The sequence below is a fragment of the Nocardia sp. NPDC049737 genome, from assembly GCF_040674755.1.
Classification (GTDB): domain Bacteria; phylum Actinomycetota; class Actinomycetes; order Mycobacteriales; family Mycobacteriaceae; genus Nocardia.
Genome location: NZ_JBFANH010000067.1, coordinates 1 through 16,579, shown reverse-complemented (window position 1 = coordinate 16,579; position 16,579 = coordinate 1). Strand labels below are relative to the sequence as shown.

At 66.2% G+C, this 16,579-nt stretch carries 14 protein-coding genes; 8 read left to right on the top strand and 6 right to left on the bottom strand.

Annotated elements, in window-relative coordinates; translation table 11 throughout:
- Positions 1-309: 309 nt before the first annotated feature.
- Both AB0J47_RS41255 and AB0J47_RS41250 read right to left on the bottom strand, forming a co-directional pair.
- Entirely contained in the window at positions 310-1,107 is a 798-nt protein-coding gene (locus tag AB0J47_RS41255; RefSeq protein ID WP_364359868.1) for an SDR family oxidoreductase, read from the bottom strand.
- Positions 1,104-2,231: an acyl-CoA dehydrogenase family protein gene (locus tag AB0J47_RS41250; RefSeq protein ID WP_364359874.1), complete on the bottom strand. Its 1,128-nt coding sequence runs from the start codon at positions 2,229-2,231 to the stop codon at positions 1,104-1,106. The genes AB0J47_RS41255 and AB0J47_RS41250 overlap by 4 nt, the downstream gene beginning before the upstream one ends.
- A 238-nt stretch (positions 2,232-2,469) precedes the next feature.
- Between AB0J47_RS41250 and AB0J47_RS41245 the strand changes: the two genes are divergently transcribed.
- The 7 genes from AB0J47_RS41245 (at position 2,470) to AB0J47_RS41215 (ending at position 9,560) form a co-directional block, all read left to right on the top strand.
- A complete protein-coding gene (locus AB0J47_RS41245; protein ID WP_364359865.1) occupies positions 2,470-4,017 on the top strand; it encodes a FadD3 family acyl-CoA ligase in 1,548 nt (515 codons plus the stop codon).
- Positions 4,017-4,907 (top strand): enoyl-CoA hydratase, encoded by an 891-nt coding sequence (locus AB0J47_RS41240; protein WP_364359862.1) that lies wholly within the window; start codon positions 4,017-4,019, stop codon positions 4,905-4,907. The genes AB0J47_RS41245 and AB0J47_RS41240 overlap by 1 nt, the downstream gene beginning before the upstream one ends.
- Positions 4,907-6,112 (top strand): acyl-CoA dehydrogenase family protein, encoded by a 1,206-nt coding sequence (locus tag AB0J47_RS41235; protein WP_364359859.1) that lies wholly within the window; start codon positions 4,907-4,909, stop codon positions 6,110-6,112. Before AB0J47_RS41240 ends, AB0J47_RS41235 begins: the two co-directional genes overlap by 1 nt.
- Positions 6,109-7,140: an acyl-CoA dehydrogenase family protein gene (locus AB0J47_RS41230; RefSeq protein WP_364359856.1), complete on the top strand. Its 1,032-nt coding sequence runs from the start codon at positions 6,109-6,111 to the stop codon at positions 7,138-7,140. The genes AB0J47_RS41235 and AB0J47_RS41230 overlap by 4 nt, the downstream gene beginning before the upstream one ends.
- Before the next feature lie 20 nt (positions 7,141-7,160).
- Positions 7,161-8,237 carry an acyl-CoA dehydrogenase family protein gene (locus tag AB0J47_RS41225; protein WP_364359871.1) on the top strand — a complete coding sequence of 359 codons (1,077 nt, stop codon included), beginning with the start codon at positions 7,161-7,163 and terminating at the stop codon, positions 8,235-8,237.
- Between the two features lie 82 nt (positions 8,238-8,319).
- Complete coding sequence (locus tag AB0J47_RS41220) at positions 8,320-8,769, top strand: MarR family transcriptional regulator (protein ID WP_364359853.1); 450 nt, start codon at positions 8,320-8,322, stop codon at positions 8,767-8,769.
- A 38-nt stretch (positions 8,770-8,807) separates the two neighbouring features.
- Positions 8,808-9,560, top strand: a complete 753-nt coding sequence (locus tag AB0J47_RS41215) for a DUF427 domain-containing protein (RefSeq protein ID WP_364359850.1) — start codon at positions 8,808-8,810, stop codon at positions 9,558-9,560.
- 12 nt (positions 9,561-9,572) lie between these two features.
- Here the strand turns inward: AB0J47_RS41215 and AB0J47_RS41210 are convergent, their stop codons facing one another.
- Positions 9,573-9,848 carry a VapC toxin family PIN domain ribonuclease gene (locus AB0J47_RS41210; protein ID WP_364359847.1) on the bottom strand — a complete coding sequence of 92 codons (276 nt, stop codon included), beginning with the start codon at positions 9,846-9,848 and terminating at the stop codon, positions 9,573-9,575.
- Between the two features lie 10 nt (positions 9,849-9,858).
- Positions 9,859-10,779: an AraC family transcriptional regulator gene (locus AB0J47_RS41205; protein ID WP_364359844.1), complete on the bottom strand. Its 921-nt coding sequence runs from the start codon at positions 10,777-10,779 to the stop codon at positions 9,859-9,861.
- A gap of 94 nt (positions 10,780-10,873) precedes the next feature.
- Here AB0J47_RS41205 and AB0J47_RS41200 point away from each other — a divergent pair, with 94 nt between their 5' ends.
- Positions 10,874-11,908, top strand: a complete 1,035-nt coding sequence (locus AB0J47_RS41200) for a saccharopine dehydrogenase NADP-binding domain-containing protein (RefSeq protein ID WP_364359841.1) — start codon at positions 10,874-10,876, stop codon at positions 11,906-11,908.
- Between the two features lie 57 nt (positions 11,909-11,965).
- Here the strand turns inward: AB0J47_RS41200 and AB0J47_RS41195 are convergent, their stop codons facing one another.
- On the bottom strand, positions 11,966-14,578 hold the full coding sequence (locus AB0J47_RS41195; RefSeq protein ID WP_364359838.1) for a LuxR C-terminal-related transcriptional regulator: 2,613 nt from the start codon (positions 14,576-14,578) through the stop codon (positions 11,966-11,968).
- Positions 14,579-14,659: 81 nt separating this feature from the next.
- Complete coding sequence (locus tag AB0J47_RS41190; RefSeq protein ID WP_364359835.1) at positions 14,660-15,949, bottom strand: adenylosuccinate synthase; 1,290 nt, start codon at positions 15,947-15,949, stop codon at positions 14,660-14,662.
- Positions 15,950-16,579 lie beyond the last annotated feature (630 nt).

Here is a 16,579-nt window from a genome sequence, read left to right as displayed (position 1 = left end):
CCATGCACCACCACCCGACACTCGCGCGGGCCGCGCTTCGACGACTCGGACGCGAGACGGGCCGCGAACAGTCGCTCGTAACACCCGCTCCGCGGACATCACCTCGAACAGACAAGTCGACACCCCATGCACCACCACCCGACACTCGCGCGGGCCGCGCTTCGACGACTCGGACGCGAGACGGGCCGCGAACAGTCGCTCGTAACACCCGCTCCGCGGACATCACCTCGAGCGGACAGGTCGACACTCCATGTACCGCCCACCGGCCGACACTCGCGGGGCGCGCTTGGACGACTCGGCTGAGGCTGATCAGGCGCGCTGGCTACTGACCGACACCACTTCGCCGGTGAGGTAGGTGGTGTAGTCACTGGCCAGCATGGCGATGGTGGCGGCGACTTCCCAGGGTTCGGCGGCGCGGCCGAAGGCTTCGCGCTCGGAGAGGCGATCGAGCAGTTCGGTCGAGCTGACCTTGTCCAGGAAGGCGTGCCTGGCGATGCTCGGGGCGACGGCATTGATTCGGACGCCGAGTTCGGCGGCCTCGACGGCGCTGCAGCGGGTCAGGGCCATGACGCCGGCCTTGGCGGCGGCGTAGTGGGCCTGGCCGTATTGCGCCCGCCAGCCGAGCACGCTGGCGTTATTGACGATGACGCCGCCGTGGCCCGCATCCCGGAAGTAGCCGAGCGCGGCGCGGGTGCAGCGGAAGGTGCCGTTGAGGGTGATGTCCAGCACGCGGTCCCACTGCTCGTCGGTCATATCGACGACCGGGGTCTCGCCGCCGAGTCCAGCATTGTTGACCATGATGTCGATGCGACCCAAAGCGGTTGCGGCACCACGAATCAATTCGTTGACCTGTTCGGTGCTCTGCACATCGCACGCGATCGAGGCGACCCGGCGCTCGGGGAATTCGGCCTTCAGCTCGACCTCGGTTTCGGTGAGACGCCGCTCATGCCAGTCGGATACGACGACATCGGCGCCCTCCGCGAGCAACCGGCGCGCGGTGGCGGAGCCGATGCCGGTGCCCGCCGCGGCGGTGATCACGGCATTGCGTCCGGTCAGCAGGCCGTGCCCCGGAATAGGCTGCGGCGCAATAGAAAGCGGTCCGTTCATGGGCGAGCCTCCCGCGGAAGGCCGAGCACGCGCTCGGAGATGATATTGCGCTGCACTTCGTTCGAACCTCCGTAGATCGTGTCGGCGCGGGTGAACAGATACAGCCGCTGCCATTCGTTGAGATCGTGCTCATCGGCCACCAGACCGGCGGGACCGAGCACGGCCATGGCCAATTCGCCGAGGCCCCGATGCCAATTGGCCCACAACAGCTTCGAAACCGAGGCCTGGCCGCCGTCGTCGGCGGTGCTGTCCTGCATGGTGCGCAGCGCGTGGGCGCGCAGGACGCGCAGGCCGACCCATGCCTTATCGATGCGATCGGCGATCAATGGATCGTCGGCCGCGCCGGTGCGACGGGCCAATGCTTCGATGTCGGCCAGTTCGCGGGCGAATCGGATCTGCTGGCCGAGCGTGGAGATACCGCGCTCGAAGGTGAGCGTGCCCATGGCGATGCGCCAACCGTCACCGGGTTCGCCGACGACCAGGTCCGCGGCGGTGCGGGCATTGTCGAAGAAGACCTCGTTGAATTCCGAGGTGCCGGTCAGCTGGATGATCGGACGGACCTCGATACCCGGCTGATGCATCGGAACCAGCAGGTAGGACAGGCCTTTGTGCCGGGTCGAACCCTTTTCGGTGCGTGCGACGACGAAGCACCAGTCGGCCACATGGGCCAGCGAGGTCCAGATCTTCTGGCCGTTGACGGACCATTCATCACCATCGAGCTGGGCGCTGGTGGTGATGGCCGCCAGGTCCGAGCCCGCACCGGGTTCGGAATAGCCCTGGCACCACAGCTCGGTCACATTCCGGACGCCCGGCAGGAACCGTTCCTTCTGCGCCTGGGTGCCGAAGGCCAATACCGTCGGGCCGAGCAATTCCTCACCGACGTGGGAAACCCGGGCCGGCGCATTCGCTTTGGCGTACTCCTCATGGAAGATCACCTGCTGGCGCACCGAGGCCTCGCGCCCGCCCCACTCCTTGGGCCAGCCGAGGCAGGTCCATCCGGCGGCGGCTAGATGCCGGTCCCAGGCGAGGCGTTCCTCGAAGGCCTCGTGTTCGCGGCCGGGCCCGCCGAGTCCGCGTAGCGCACGGAACTCGCCATCGAGGTTCTCGGCCAGCCACTCGCGCACTTCTGCGGAAAACCGCGCGTCCTGTGCGGCAGGATTGTCTGCACCGTCCTGCCCTGCGCTTTTCCCGGCCCCCTGCCCTGCGGGCCCACCCGCCGTGGGCCCGCCCCCCTTGTCGGAATCTGATGCCTGGATCGCAACCACGCCGGTAGGATAACCTACCAAGCACTTGCTTTGTTAGAGCCAAACCGCTTTTATCGAGCAAAGGCAGCAAAAGACCCCGCCAACGGTGAGGACACCCGTGACAACCCCTGCACAAACGACACCCATGGCACTGCACGATGCCGCGCGCACCTTCGGCACCGCGCCCGCCCTCGGCGACGGCGAGGTGCGGCTGGATTGGGCGCAGTTGCTCACGGCGGTGCAGGAGGTGGCGCGGGCGCTCATCGCGCGCGGTGTGCAGTCGGGTGACCGGGTCGCCATGTGGTCACCGAATACCTACCACTGGGTGATCGCGGCACTGGGCGCCCACTACGCGGGCGCGGCACTGGTGCCATTGAATACCCGCTACGTCGCGGATGAGGCCGCCGACGTACTGGAGCGGGTCGAGGCCAAGGCGCTGTTCATTGCCGGAACCTTCCTCGGCCGGGATCGGTTGGCCGAATTGCGTGCCGCCGCACCGGAATTGCATATCGATACGGTGGTGGTCATTCCGGTCGAGTCGGATACCGCCGATCCCAGCGCGCTGAACTGGTCGCAGCTGGCGGGACTAGCCGAATCTGTCCCGCTGGCCGATGCGGTGCAGCGCGCCGAAGGCGTCGACCCCGAGGATATTTCCGACATCCTGTTCACCTCTGGCACCACCGGACGCAGCAAGGGCACGTTGGTCGCGCATCGGCAGGCACTGTCGGTGGTGCGGGCCTGGGCCGAATGCACCACCCTCAACAGCTCCGATCGGTATCTGGTGGTGAGCCCGTTCTTCCACAACTTCGGTTACAAGGCGGGCATTCTCGCGTGCCTGGCGACCGGCGCGGCGATCATTCCGCAGGCGACCTTCGATGTGCCGGTGACCATGCGATTGGTCGGCGAAGAGAAAATCACGGTACTGCCCGGACCGCCGACCATCTACCAGACGATCCTGGACTTCCCGGACCGGGATAACTACGACCTGAGCACATTGCGGGTCGCCGTAACCGGCGCCGCGACCGTACCCGTGGTGCTGGTCGAGCGCATGCGTTCGGAACTCGACTTCGACGTCGTCATCACCGGCTACGGACTGTCCGAGGCCTCCGGATTCGGCACCATGTGCCGCGCGGACGACGATGCCGCGACCATCGCGGGCACCTGCGGCCGCCCGATCGCCGATTTCGAACTGCGGCTGAGCGAGCAGGGCGAGGTGCTGCTGCGCGGCCCGAATGTCATGCTCGGCTACCTCAACGATCCGGAAAGCACCACCGAAACCATCGATACCGACGGCTGGCTGCACACCGGTGATATCGGCACGATCGACGAGCGCGGCTATCTGAAGATCACCGATCGACTCAAGGACATGTACATCTCCGGCGGGTTCAATGTGTATCCGGCGGAGGTGGAACAGGCGCTGGCCCGGCTCGACGGGGTTGCCGAATCGGCAATCGTCGGGGTGCCGGATACCCGAATGGGCGAGGTGGGCAAGGCATTTGTGGTGCGCAAGCCGGGCGCGGCGCTGACCGAGGAGCAGGTGCTCGCACATGCGAGCACGGTGCTGGCGAATTTCAAGGTGCCGCGGTTCATCGAATTCCGGGACCAATTGCCCTATAGCGCGGCCGGGAAAGTGCTGAAACGTGAGCTACGTGAGGAGAAGTCGTAATGTCCGAGATCCCCTATGAGCCGGACGTGGTCACGTATGAACGGCGGGGTCGAGTCGCCATCGTGACGCTCAACCGGCCCGACTACCGCAATGCGCAGAACTCGGTGATGACCTACGCCATCGACGCCGCCTTCGAGCGTGCGGTCGAGGATCCCGAGGTCGGCGTAATCGTCCTGGCGGGCAATGGAAAACACTTCAGCGCCGGGCACGATATCGGCACTCCCGGCCGTGATCACCATGTGCGCTACCAGAACAAGGCCGCACTCTGGTGGGATCACGTCGACAAGGTCGGCGGTGACCAGCGCTTCGCGCGCGAGCTCGAGGTGTACCTCGGCATGTGCCGGCGCTGGCGGGAAATTCCGAAGCCGACCATTGCCATGGTGCAGGGCGCCTGCATCGCGGGCGGGCTCATGCTGGCCTGGGTCTGCGATCTGATCATCGCCTCCGATGACGCCTTCTTCTCCGATCCCGTTGTGCGCATGGGCATTCCGGGCGTGGAGTACTTCGCGCACCCGTGGGTGATGGGCCCGCGCGCGGCGAAGGAGTTCCTGTTCACCGGGGACCGCTTCGATGCGGCGCAGGCCAAGGAATGGGGCATGGTCAATCGCGTCGTAGCGCGCGACCAGCTCGAAACCGAAACCCTCGCACTGGCCGAAAAGATCGCCACCATGCCGCAATTCGGGCTCGCGCTGACCAAGAAGGCGGTCAATCAGGCCGAGGATCTGATGGGGATGCGGGCGGGTATGGATTCGGTATTCGGCCTGCACCACTTCGCGCATGCGCACAATGCCGAGGTCGGCGCGGATTCGCTCGGCGGTATGAACGCAAAGTCGATGAAGGCCGATGCGACGACCGCGGCCTCGACGTCCGAGCAGAACGGGACAACGTAGTGGATCTGGATCTCGATCAGGCGACACAGGAATTCCAGCGCGAAGTTCGCGAATTTCTCGCCGCCAACAAACCCGCGAAACCGCTGCCTTCGATGGATACCGAGGCCGGGTTCGAGGCGCATCGCGAATGGGAGCGCACACTCGCCGAGGCGCGGCTGTCGGTCGTCGCCTGGCCGCAGGAGTACGGCGGACGCGATGCCTCGCTGCTGGAGTGGGTGCTCTTCGAGCAAGAGTATTACGCCGCGGCGGCGCCGGGGCGGGTCAGCCAGAACGGCATATTCCTGCTGGCACCAACGCTTTTCGAACATGGAACGCCGGAGCAGCTGGAACGGATCATGCCGCGGATGGCGCGCGGTGACGATATCTGGGCGCAGGCCTGGTCCGAGCCGGAGGCGGGCAGCGATCTGGCCGGTATCCGCTCGACCGCGCGGCGCACCAGCGGCGGCTGGCTGCTGAGCGGCCAGAAGACCTGGAGTTCGCGAGCATCATTCGCGGATTGGGCATTCGGGCTGTTCCGCAGCGATCCCGACGCGGCGGATGCGGGGCCCTCCATGGTTACGCAGGCTGCCGCCTCCGAGCCTGACCGCAGCCGCCGGGGTCGGCATCGCGGACTCACCTATGTGATGTTCCCGCTGTCCGCGGATGGTATTTCCGTGCGGCCGATTCCGCAGTTGGATGGGGAGCCGGGATTCGCGGAAATCTTCCTCGACGATGTCTTCGTACCGGATCGCGATGTGATCGGCGCACCCGGCGACGGCTGGCGGGTCGCGATGAGCACGTCGAGCAACGAGCGTGGACTGTCGCTGCGGTCCCCTGGACGCTTCAGCGCCACCGCGCAGCGCCTCGTCGATCTCTGGCTCGACACCGGCGACCGAACCAATACCGCACAGCGAGATGCGGTGGTGGACGCCTGGATCGGCAGCGAGGCCTATCGGCTGCACACCTTCGGCACGGTCACCCGGTTGAACGAGGGCGGCAAGCTGGGCGCGGAATCCTCGATCACCAAGGTGTTCTGGTCCGAACTGGATATCGCCATGCACGAGACCGCGCTGGAGGTACTCGGTGGTGCCGCCGAGCGGTCCGGGCCGTGGACCGACGGCTACCTGTTCTCGCTGTCCGGCCCGATCTATGCCGGTACCAATGAGATTCAGCGCAATATCATCGCCGAGCGGCTGCTCGGACTACCGAGAGGGAGCAGCCGATGAGATTCGCGCTCAGCCAGGAACAACTCGACTTCGGCACCAGCCTGCGCAAACTGCTCGATGCCGGACGGACTCCCGCCGCCGTACGCAACTGGGCCGCGGGCGATCCCCGGCCCGGGCGTGGGCTCATCCGGCAGCTGGCCGGTGCGGGTGCGCTCGGTCTCGCCGTCGAGGAGCGGCACGGCGGTGTCGGTGCGGAGCCGATCGATCTGGCCGTCGCATTCCAGGAAATCGGCCGCGCCGCCGCACCCGGTCCGCTGGTCGAGACGGCGGCCGCGATACCCGCTCTGCTGCAAGCCCTTCCGAATACCGAATTGGCCGGACGCTGGCTGCCCGGGTTCACGGAGGGTGCTGTGCTCGGCACGTTGGCATTCACTTCACCCGATCACGGCACGGTCGCATTGGATGCGGATGCCGCCGAGGTGGTGCTGATCGCCGACGGTAATCAGCTCCGCACCGGACATCGCGCGGGGCTGGTGCGATCAGTCGATCCGGCGCGGCGACTGTTCGTCATCGAATCCGATGCTGTTGTCGCCGAGGGTCAGCAGGTGCTCGAGGCCGTTGCGGCCGCCTTCGATACCGGTGCGCTGGCCAATGCGGCGCAGCTGCTCGGTGCTGGACGGGCACTACTGGCTGCGGCGACGGAATATGCCAAGCAGCGCAAGCAGTTCGGTAAGCCGATCGGCGAATTCCAGGCCGTGAAGCAGAAGTTGGCCGATGTGCTGATCGGGCTGGATCTGGCCGAACCGCTGCTCTACCGGGCGGCATTGACAATGGGTGAAGCCACGCGCGGTCGCGATGTTTCGGCTGCCGTGATCGCCTGCGGTGATGCGGCTTATCGGGCGGCTCGGGCTGCCCTGCAGGTGCACGGCGCGATCGGGTACACCGCCGAGTACGACCTGTCGCTGTGGTTGACCAGGGTGACAGCGCTCCGGTCGGCCTGGGGCACAACGGATCTGCATCGTTCCCGAATTGCCCGCGCGCTGCGCGATGAGGCTGTGCGGGACCGGGCTTTGCGAGGTATGAAATGAGCGCATCGCGTAGCGTTTCGATGGGGGGCGGTCGGGCGACGGGTGGGCCCACCACCGAACACCAGGAATTCGTCGCTTCGGTCCGGGCGCTGCTCACCAAGCATGCCGGATCCGCCGCGGTACGCGCGGCAATGGATACCGAACTCGGCTACGACGAGAAGCTGTGGCGGCTGTTGTGCGAGCAGGTCGGCGTGGCGGCGCTTGCGATTCCGGAGGAATACGGCGGGTTCGGTGCCAGCCTGGTCGAATCCCTGCTGGTGGTAACCGAATTGGGGCGCACGCTGGCCGGGGTGCCAATGCTCGGTTCAGCCGTGCTCGGTGCGCAGGCGGTGCTGTTGTCCGGCGACCGTGCGGCGTGTGAGCGGCTGCTGCCCGAAGTTGCCGAAGGTACTCGCACGCTCGCGGTGTGCTGGGCGGGCACCGGTGGTTGGGCCGAGCCGGGTGTGCGTTCCGAAAACGGAACGCTTTCCGGCACAGCACATTACGTGCTCGATGGGTTGCATGCCGACACCCTTCTCGTTGTGACTTCTGACGGCCTGTTCGAGGTCGAGTCGGGTGCCGCGGGCGTGACGCGTCGCGCGGTCGCGACCATGGATCCCACTCGCAAGCTGGCCGAAATCACGTTTGCGACGGTTCCGGCGCGGCGGCTCGGTTCGGCGGATCCGGCGCTCATCGTCCGCCTGCATGAAATCGCTTGGGCCGCAGTGGCTGCTGAACAGGTCGGTGCCGCGGAACGGTGTCTGGAGATGACGGTCGAGTACGCCAAGTCCCGGGTGCAGTTCGGACGGCCGATCGGCAGTTTCCAGGCGCTCAAGCACCGCATGGCGGATATGTATGTGCTGGTGGAATCGGCCAAATCCGCGTCCTATGCGGCAACGGTCGCCGTGGCGGAGCAGAGCTCGTCGGCCGCGGAGGATGTCTGGGCGGCGCGGACGCACTGTTCGGAGACGTTCACGACCATCGTGGCCGAGATGGTGCAGTTGCACGGCGGCATCGCCATTACCTGGGAACATGACGCGCATTTGTTCTTCAAGCGCGCGCACGGTGATGCGCAGTTGTTCGGGCAACCGCACAGGCCGCTGCCACAACCCGCCTGATATCCCCGCTCCGCTACCGACCGCGCACACCCTGGCCATAGATAGTTAGCGTATGTAATAATATTGTGTGCAGCGGGCTCAGGTGGCAACAGCAGATGACATCGTGGTCAACCTCCTCGTCACCGCGGGCCGGCTGACCCGGCTGGCCGGGGTGATCAGCGGCGACGACCTGCCGCGAGCCGTGCTGCGCGCACTTGCGGTGCTCGACGAACACGGCGCGGTGCGCGTCAGCGAATTCGCTCGCATCGATCGATGTTCACAGCCGGCGGCAACGGCGCTGATCGGCAAGCTCGTCGCGGATGGATACGCCTCCCGACGCAAGGATCCGGATGATTCCCGGGCCGTCGTCGTCGAGCTCACCCTGGCCGGACGCACTCGTTTGACACATGCCCGCGGCGCCTTCGGCGAGGCGATGGCGGCGAAGCTCACCGGTTTCGATATCGAACGGTTGGCCCGGATGGAAAGCGATATGAAGGAACTGCTGGAGGCACTGAAGAAGTCAGTGCCGCGGCATCTGTCCACGTCGCGATAGCCGATTCGACTGGTCGGACCGGAGTACGGTCGGAGAGTATGACCGATGAGAAGCGTGGCCGAGTCAAGGTAGCGACCAGCCAGAAGCGAGTCCGGGTCTACCTCGGCGGCCAGTTGGTCGCCGACACCGTCCGTCCGGTCCTGGTCTGGGAGAGTCCGCACTACCCGACCTACTATCTGCCCGTCGCGGATCTGCACGCGAAACTCGAGCCGAACGGCACCAGCGCGAAATCCCCGAGCCGTGGCACCGCGACCGGCTACGACGTGATCGTCGACGGCACCACCGCTGCTGGAGCCGCCGTTCGCTACCACGACTCCCCGTTCACCGAACTGAACGACTTGGTGCGCCTGGACTGGAACGCCATGGACGAATGGTTCGAAGAGGACGAGCCGGTCTACGTCCACCCGCGCGATCCGTACACCCGCGTCGACATCCTCGCCAGCTCCCGCCATATCCGCGTCGAGATCGACGGCACCACCGTCGCCGACTCGCACTCCCCGCGCATCCTCTTCGAAACCGGCCTCCCGGCAAGGTATTACCTCCCCCTGACCGATGTCCGCCAAGACCTACTGAAGCCCTCCGGCACCCACACCAGCTGCCCCTACAAGGGCACCGCCGACTACTGGACCGTCCACATCGACGGCAAGGACTACCCGGACATCGTCTGGGGCTACCGCACCCCACTGCCGGAAAGCCAGAAGATCGCGGGCCTGGCCTGCTTCTACAACGAAAAGGTCGACATCTACCTGGACGGCGAACTCCAAGACCGCCCGAACACCCCGTTCAGCTGACCGCTTGCCGCATCAGATCGCGACAATATCGAGCATGCTCTCGAGCCCACGGAAATCCTTACCGTTGCGCGTGTAGAGCGGCAGCCCGCGGGCCGACGCTATCGCCGCAATCAGCAGGTCCATCCTGCGCGGTTCGGGATCTCGCTTCGCCGCAATGGTCAACGCCACCAAAGTGCCGTACCGCGTAGCTGCGTCCGCGTCGAACGGCAGCGGATCGAAGTCCACCCGTAGCACAACGGCCAGCGTTCGCCAGTCCTGGCGTGCGGCAACCACCGTGGGTGTGAGCAAACTCGGCTGATCAGACCGCGATCAGTGGAGGCTGGTCCTCGGCGCGGCGGTATTGGCCAGGAGCTTGGCCGTATTCGCGTTTGAAGGCCTTGGCGAAGGCGAATTCTGAGGTGTAGCCGACCTTACGGGCGATGGTGCCGAGCGGGCTGTCGGTGTCGCGGAGCAGGCGGGCGGCGGTGAGCATGCGCCAGCGGGTGACGTAGGCCAACGGCGGTTCGCCGACCGTGGCGGTGAAGCGGCGGGCCAGGGTGGCTCGGGAGACGCCCGCGATATCGCTGAGGTCGGGGACCGTCCAGGTGCGAGCCGGCGCCTCGTGCACGGCGCGCAGCGCGGCCGCGACCGCCGGATCGGCGAAGGCGCCCGCCCAACCGGTGGCGGGTTCGCCGACGGCCTGCTCGTCGAACCAGGCGCGCAGCATGAACAGGAGCAGGGTCTCCAGAATGGCGGGCACGGCGGCATCGCTGCCCTGTTTCGGCTCGGCGACCTCTGCGGCGAGCAGGTCGACGGCGGCTCGCAAGGACGGGTGACGACCGGGACGTGCTGGCAGATGGATGAATTCGGGAAGTTCGTCGAGCAGCGGGTGGCTGCGTTGCCTGCCGAGTTCATATGCGCCACAGAGCAGGGCGGTACGCGCACCTGGTCCGGTGATCTCGCGCGGCTCCCCCGGTTGCGCCTTCTCGGTGACCGCACTGTCCAGGCGGTCGAGTAAGTCGTGGTCGGCACCGCGCGGCATGAAAAGAACGTCGCCGACACCGAGCGCGATGGGCTCACCGCCGGTCGGCACCGCCACGCACGAACCCTGCAGCACCACATGGAAACCCGCGCCGGGGACGACCGGATAGGCGCGGCCCCACGGCGCGTGCCGGATGAACAGGCCGGAGGTCGGGTTGCCGGTGCGGATGGCGGCGATGGTTTCGCTGAGGATGTCCACCTGATCACCATACTCTCCGCAGTGAGCGTTTCAGACATCACCCAGCGCGGATCAGCCATTCATTTACGCACATATGATCCATAATGTCGTACTCATGACAACGACGAAGATTGCCGTCTACGGCGCGACCGGCCACACCGGCAGCTACCTGCTCACCGAATTACACCGGCGCGGGATTGACCCGATCCTGGTCGGCCGCAGTGCCTCTCGAATGCGGGCGGCGGCCGAGGCAGCCGGGGTCCCGGACGCCGAGATCCGAGTCGCGACACTCACCGATCACGACGCCCTGGTCGCCGCCTTCACCGGCGCGGACGCCGTCATCAGCAGCCTGTCCGCCTATGTGCACAATGGCGAGCCGGTACTCGCGGCAGCCATCGCGGCCGGGGCGCACTACACCGATCTGTCCGGCGAACAGCTTTTCCTGAAGCGGGTATTCGACGAGTACGGTGCGAAGGCCGAGGCCGCGGGCGTCACGGTGATCCCCGGTGTCACCGATAACAATGTGGCGGGCGACTTGCTCGCCCACCTGACCGCGCGCCGACTGACCGGACCGGTCGAGATCGTGCTCAGCCATCTGAGCAAGAGCGGTGGCAACGGTTCCAAGGGCAGCGCGAAAACGGTCTTCGCCAGCCTCGACTGGTTCCGCGGCGGCGGCTGGCACTTCCAGGACGGCGAACTGCGCACCGGCACCGCCGCCCGGCACGCCGAGATGACATTCCCCGGCCACACCGCGGCCACGACCGTCGCGAAATTCCCGCAGCCGCCGGTGATCACTATCCCCAGACACACCGATGTGTCGTACGTGGAAGGCGTCCTGGACATCGCCATCCACGACCTCCTTGGCTCATTCACCGAGGAAATCATCGAATCGCTCCCTGCCGAGCCGAGCTCCGACCTCCGCTACGACGTGGTCGTGGATGCCTATGACACCAACGGGCATTCGGCCCGTGGTGTCGTCAGCGGCGTCGACTCCTACCGCGATTCAGCTTTGGAAGCGGTAGAAATCGCAGTGCGCCTGGCCGACGGAACAACCAAGCCCGGCACCTTGTCCGTAGCCGAAGCCTTCGATGCCGAAGAACTCCTCGATGCCCTCGTCCGCTTCGACATCACCTGGCGCATCACTGAATAACGCCGCCGTGATTCAAACAAGCGTCCGCACCGAAGACCGACCGGCAGCCCGCGGAAGTCAGCTCGCTCCCCCGCCGGAGGATTCGCCGCGCATCAGCGCCCCGAGTGACTCGCGGTCGGTGACGTCCATCTTGATGCAGGCTCGGTAGAGGTGCCCCTCGACCGTGCGGACGGAAACGGTGAGGCGATCGGCGATTTGACGGTTGGACAGCCCTGCCGCAACAAGATTCGCGATTTCACGTTCACGGGAGGTCAGTGGCAGGGGCTGAGCCGCTTGACGCAGAGCTGGCGTGCTCGCACCACCGCACGCCGCGGCGAGACGGTTTGCGGTGGCGGCGGATTCGAGCAGGCGACGGCGGTCACCGGCGCGTTCATGGGCGGATGCGGCCTGGGCGGCGGCATCGGCGGCCGAGAGCATGGCGCCGATGCGCTCGAATTCGGCTGCGGCCGCGTCCAGTCCGGGTCCGTCGTGCGCGGCGAGTGCCACCGCGTGACGGGCCTGGACCTGCACCAGGCTCCCGTCGACCCGGGCGGCCAGGTCGGCGAGTCGCCCTGCCACGGCATGGTCGCCGAAGCGTGCGGCGGTATGCAGTGCCATGGCCTCGATGGCGTGCTGATGTGCGCGCGCCGCAGCGTCGGCGGCGCCCATGGCCAATCGGATGGCGGGGGTGACGGTGCCCTCCGCGGCGGCCGCGCAGGCGCGCGCGAGTTCCAACTGCGGGTCGTAGACCGCGCTGTGCCTGCCACCGCGAGCGGCCGCCTCGGCAATGGATTCGGCCGCCTCCGCCGGTCGGCCGAGCGCCGAATATGCCTCGGCCAGACGGATTCTCGCCGGAATATGCCAGGCGGCGGCGCCCTCGGCGGTGAGCGCGGCCAGTGCCTGTTCGAGATGTTCGATACCGTCCAGGAAGCGGCCCTGCGCCACGTCGACGCTGCCCTGCAAGATCTTCGACATGCCCCACGCCAGGTACTGGCCCGGTGCCGAATAGCCGAAATACCCTGTGGCACGACGGCGTGCGGCCTCGAGATCACCGGTGCAGATCAGCGCGAGCACCTCGGCATGGGTCGAGATGAACCGGTTGAGTCCATCGATATGCGACTCCACCTGATGCCCGCGGGCCGCGTACTGACGCGCTGCCTCACCCTTACCCATCAGCGCCAGCGCCAGGCCGCCGCCGAAGGCCGCCCACCAAACCGCCCACGGCGGTGCGCCTTCGGTCTCCATCACCGACTCGGCCCCGGAAAACGCGTCCTCGAGCAGATTTTCGTGGACCGCACACGCCGCGGCCAAGCCCTCGAAGGTGGCAATGATCTTCGGATGCTGCACCTTGCCACGCAGCATTGCGAGCACCTCGTCGGCACGCTCGGCATCACCCATGGCCCAGAACAGATTCGAGACCCGGGTGCTGCCCCAGCGGCCCAGTTGGACCTCGTTCATCTGATCCGGGTCGAAGCTGGCGAGGGTGCGCTCGGCCTCGATGCGATGGCCCTGCCACAGCAGCGCCCGAGCCAGCAGATCCGCGGCCTCCACCCCGCCGCGACGTTCCACGGCGGCCCTGGCGAAACGCTCACCGAGCGGCAGATTGGCCAGCCCGATCGCATCGGCGGCGGCCGCCTCGAAGAGTTCGAGATCGGCGGATTTATCACTGTCCAAAGCCAATTCGGCCAACCGGATGCGGTCTGGCGCGGAATTGATCGGCCGTTCCCTGAGCGAGGAGTACAGCCGACCGCGCAGCCGCCGGGCCGAGGCGATGCCGAGCCGGCGCCGGATGACCTCACCGAACAGCGGATGGTTGTAGCGCACGATCAACTGGTGGGTGTTCTCGACAACCCTGATCAGTCCGCGGGTTTCGGCGGCCTCCACGGCCTCCTCGCCCGCCAGTTCGGAGAGCACGTCGAGATCGATTGGCTCGCAGAAGGTGAGCAGTTCGAGCACCCGCAGCACCGGTTCGGGCAGCTGCTCCACCCGATCCTCCAGTAGCGCAGCCAATTCCGAGGTCACCGCAGCCCGGCCGCGTAGCTGCCAGACGCCGTTCACCTGACGCAGCGAGCCCGCCTCCAGCGCGCCCTCCACCAAATGCCGGAGGAACAGAGCGTTTCCGCCGGAGGACTCCCACATCAGGTTGGCGGTGAAGCCCTCCAACTGCCCGCCGAGCATCGACTCGACCAGATCGACGCTCTGCTGCTGGGTGAACGGAGTGAGGTCGATGCGCAGCAGATGGCCGTCTTTCCATAACGAGGTGACCGCATCTGGCACCTGCACCCCGCTGCGCACGGTCGCGACGATATGGGCGGCCTTATCGATGGCCAGCTGCAACAGCAGTGTGGCCGAGAGCTGATCGAGCAGATGCGCATCGTCGACACCGATGATCGCGTGTCCGTCGGCGAGCAGCGCCTCGCGCGCGGCGGACATGAATGTCACCGGATCGTGCGCCGTATAAACGCCGACCATATGGGCGAATACGCCCAATGGGATGCTGCGGGCCGATTCCGTACCCGCCACCCACCGGACATTGCCGCCTACCGCGGCCGTCGCCTGTCTCGCCAGCGTCGTCTTCCCGACTCCGGCGTCGCCCGTCAATACCGCACCGACATATTCAGTTCCGGTGAGTGCCGCGCGGATCGCTTCGAACTCGGTCTCGCGCTCGATAATCGGCCAGTTCCGAGCCATAGCTCTTACTGTAGTTCGTCACGGATCATGATCGAGGACAACGAACCATGAACGGCCGCACCAGCTCAGCTGTTTCGGCCGCTAACCGAGTACGTCGTGGCGGACAATGGTCTGGTCACGCCCCGGTCCGACGCCGATACAGGAGATGCGGGCGCCGGACAACTCCTCCAGGCGCAAGACATAGGCCTGGGCGTTGGCAGGCAATTCCTCGAACGTCTTCACATGTGAAATGTCTTCCCACCAACCGGGCATCTCTTCGTAAATCGGCTTGGCGTGGTGGAATTCGGTCTGTGTGGTCGGCATCTGCTCGACCCGCTTGCCGTCGATTTCGTAGGCGACGCAGATCGGCACCCGCTCCAGACTCGACAAGACGTCCAGTTTGGTGAGGAAGTAGTCGGTGACCCCGTTGACCCGGGTCGCGTAGCGCGCGATGACCGCATCGAACCAGCCGCAGCGGCGGGCCCGGCCGGTGGTCACGCCGACCTCACCACCCTGCTTGGCCAGGAATTCGCCGAAATTGTCGAATAGTTCGGTCGGGAACGGACCCGAACCGACGCGGGTGGTGTAGCACTTCAGGATGCCGAGCACGGTCGTGATCTTGTTCGGTCCGACGCCCGCGCCGACCGCCGCACCGCCCGAGGTCGGGTTGGACGAAGTCACATACGGATAGGTGCCGTGGTCCACATCGAGCAGTGTGCCCTGCGACCCCTCCAGCAGGACGGTCTCGCCGCGCTCCAGCGCCAGATTCAGTTCCAGGCGGGTATCGGCGATGCGGTGCTTGAAACTGTCTGCCTGTCCGAGGACCTCATCCACCACCTGCTGCGGGTCCAACGCGCGCCGGTTGTAGATCTTCACCAGGACCTGGTTCTTGAACTCCAGGGCCGCCTCGACCTTCTGGGTCAGGATCTTCTCGTCGAGCACATCGGCAACGCGCACGCCGACGCGGGCGACCTTGTCCTGATAGCACGGACCGATGCCGCGACCTGTGGTGCCGATTTTCTTATTGCCGAGGAAGCGTTCTGTGACCTTATCGATGGCCACGTGGTACGGCATGATCAAGTGCGCGTCGGCCGAGAGCAGCAGGCCGGAGGTGTCGACGCCGCGCTCCTCCAGTCCGGCCAGCTCTGCGAGCAGGACGCCGGGATCGACCACGACACCATTGCCGATTACGTTCGTCACGCCCGGCGTGAGAATCCCGGACGGGATCAGATGCAGTGCGAACTTGTCCCCATTGGGCAGAACGACCGTGTGGCCGGCGTTATTGCCGCCTTGGTACCGGACCACCCACTGCAACCTGCCACCGAGCAGATCGGTCGCTTTGCCCTTACCCTCGTCGCCCCATTGGGCGCCGATCAGGACGATTGCCGGCATGGTCGTGTCTCCTACGGTTCGACGCGCAACACTCGTGTGCTGCAGCTACCTGCCGTATCGAGGCGGTGGCCGGAAGCACAGTCTACCCAACGCCCAACCGGGTCCTGCGTCCGTCTGGATCGCAGCGAGGGTTGCCCACTCACAGTCCACCACGGAGTAAGCCTTACGAGCGACCGTTCGCGGCCCGTCTCGCGTCCGAGCCGTCGAAGCGCATACAACAAAGTCGCGAGTCTCGACCATCCAGCACCCGCGCACACCAACTGCCGAACGCCCCACCATCACCAACCACCACGGAACGAGTCTTACGAGCGACCGTTCGCGGCCCCTCTCGCGTCCGAGCCGTCGAAGCGCAGGCAACGACGTGGCGGGACTCGACCATCCAGCACCCGCGCACCGGATGCCGAACGCCCCGCATCACCAACCACAACGAAGCAAGTCTTACGAGCGACCCATTCGCGGCCCCTCTCACGTCCGAGCCATCGAAGCGCAGGCAACGAAGTCACGAGCCTCGACCATCCAGCACCCGCGCACCGGATGCCGAACGCCCCGCATCACCAACCACAACGAAGCAAGTCTTACGAGCGACCCATTCGCGGCCCCTCTCACGTCCGAGCCATCGAAGCGCAGGCA

Excerpts from the sequence above, each read along its gene's own strand:
- AB0J47_RS41255 (WP_364359868.1), bottom strand. The coding sequence starts at position 1,107 with ATGAACGGACCGCTTTCTATTGCGCCGCAGCCTATTCCGGGGCACGGC.
- AB0J47_RS41240 (WP_364359862.1), top strand. The coding sequence starts at position 4,017 with ATGTCCGAGATCCCCTATGAGCCGGACGTGGTCACGTATGAACGGCGG.
- AB0J47_RS41230 (WP_364359856.1), top strand. The coding sequence starts at position 6,109 with ATGAGATTCGCGCTCAGCCAGGAACAACTCGACTTCGGCACCAGCCTG.
- AB0J47_RS41225 (WP_364359871.1), top strand. The coding sequence starts at position 7,161 with ATGGGGGGCGGTCGGGCGACGGGTGGGCCCACCACCGAACACCAGGAA.
- AB0J47_RS41215 (WP_364359850.1), top strand. The coding sequence starts at position 8,808 with ATGACCGATGAGAAGCGTGGCCGAGTCAAGGTAGCGACCAGCCAGAAG.
- AB0J47_RS41200 (WP_364359841.1), top strand. The coding sequence starts at position 10,874 with ATGACAACGACGAAGATTGCCGTCTACGGCGCGACCGGCCACACCGGC.
- AB0J47_RS41195 (WP_364359838.1), bottom strand. The coding sequence starts at position 14,578 with ATGGCTCGGAACTGGCCGATTATCGAGCGCGAGACCGAGTTCGAAGCG.
- AB0J47_RS41190 (WP_364359835.1), bottom strand. The coding sequence starts at position 15,949 with ATGCCGGCAATCGTCCTGATCGGCGCCCAATGGGGCGACGAGGGTAAG.